The sequence below is a fragment of the Pseudonocardia asaccharolytica DSM 44247 = NBRC 16224 genome (genome assembly GCF_000423625.1).
In the GTDB taxonomy this organism is placed as follows: Bacteria; Actinomycetota; Actinomycetes; order Mycobacteriales; family Pseudonocardiaceae; genus Pseudonocardia; species Pseudonocardia asaccharolytica.
The window spans coordinates 1-1148 of the sequence record NZ_AUII01000072.1 but is presented as its reverse complement, the minus strand read 5'-3'; the positions used below and the strand labels follow the sequence as shown (position 1 = coordinate 1148).

Annotated in this window: 2 protein-coding genes and 1 other annotated feature; both genes read right to left on the bottom strand. The window is 71.5% G+C overall.

Features of this window, described 5'->3' with window-relative positions; all coding sequences use genetic code 11:
- A partial coding sequence (locus G567_RS31430; protein WP_051233546.1) for an IS3 family transposase occupies positions 1-676 on the bottom strand: 676 nt, incomplete at its 3' end.
- Positions 590-720: a sequence feature (AL1L pseudoknot), on the bottom strand. It overlaps the preceding gene by 87 nt.
- Positions 676-1002: a transposase gene (locus tag G567_RS0125105; protein ID WP_028932072.1), complete on the bottom strand. Its 327-nt coding sequence runs from the start codon at positions 1000-1002 to the stop codon at positions 676-678. Its footprint overlaps the feature before it by 45 nt. The genes G567_RS0125105 and G567_RS31430, both read right to left, overlap by 1 nt.
- Between the last annotated feature and the right edge of the window lie 146 nt (positions 1003-1148).

The following is a 1148-nucleotide window of genomic DNA, read 5'->3' as shown; positions in this document are numbered from 1 at the left end:
CTTGCTCACGTGGGTGTCCTTCCCGGCCGCTGTGTCGATCACAGCAGCCGATCTTGGTCCACCCGCGGCTTACACCGTTCGCGTGACACGCCCCGGGTCGTCGTCCCCACAACGCCATCTCGAGTGCGTCCAACGGCAGCTGGGTCGGCATGCTCGCCGCGGTGCGCCAGCCGACGATGCGCCGGGAGAACACGTCGCAGACGAACGCGGTGAACACCATCCCCGACCACGTCGGCACATAGGTGAAGTCGACCACCCACAACTCGTTCGGACGGCTCGCGGTGAAGTCGCGGTCCACCAGGTCCGGCGGCCTGCTCGCCGCCTTGTCGGCCGTCGTGGTGACCACCGTGCGGCCGCGGACCGCGCCGCGCAGCCCGGCGGCGCGCATCAGCCGCTCGACCTGGCAGCGCGGCACCGGCAGCCCGTCGACCCCGCCTTGGCGGCGCAGCTGATGCCACACCTTGCGGGCCCCGTACAGGCCGCGGCCCAGCTGCGGATCGTGGTAGATCTGCTCGATCTCGGCGAACACCGCCGCGTCGCGCACCGCCCGCGGCGACGGCGGCCGGGAGCGGTGCGCGTAGTAGCCGGACGGGGCGATCGGCACGCCGTGCCCGGTGAGCACGCGGCAGATCGGCTCGACCCCGAACCGCTCGCGGTGAGCGTCGATGAACGCCACTACCAGGGCAGTCGCGGGTCGAGCTCCCGCGCGAAGAACGAGCTGGCCGCCAGCAGAATCTCGTTGGCCCGCTTCAGCTCACGGACCTCGGACTCCAACTCCTTGATCCGCTTCGCGTCATCCGTCGTCGTGCCCGGCGCCTGCCCGGCATCGATGCGGGCCTGCTTGCACCAGCCGCGCAACGTATCGGGCACGATCCCGACCCGCGGGCCGATCCGCTTCACCGCCGCGTTCAGCGACAGCGACGGATCCTCCGTCATCGCCTCCGCGACCAGCCGCTGCGCGCGCTCACGCAGCTCGTCGGGGTACTTCCTCGGTGCCGGCACTGTCCCACTCTCCCGTGGCTTCAGACCCTCCACCAATCTCGGGGCGGTTCACCAGATCGCCGCCGACGCCCGCACCGCCGCCACCCGCGCCCGCCTCGCGCTGCTGCCACAGCAGAGGGTGGGGCCAACTCCGAGGAGAACTCCCC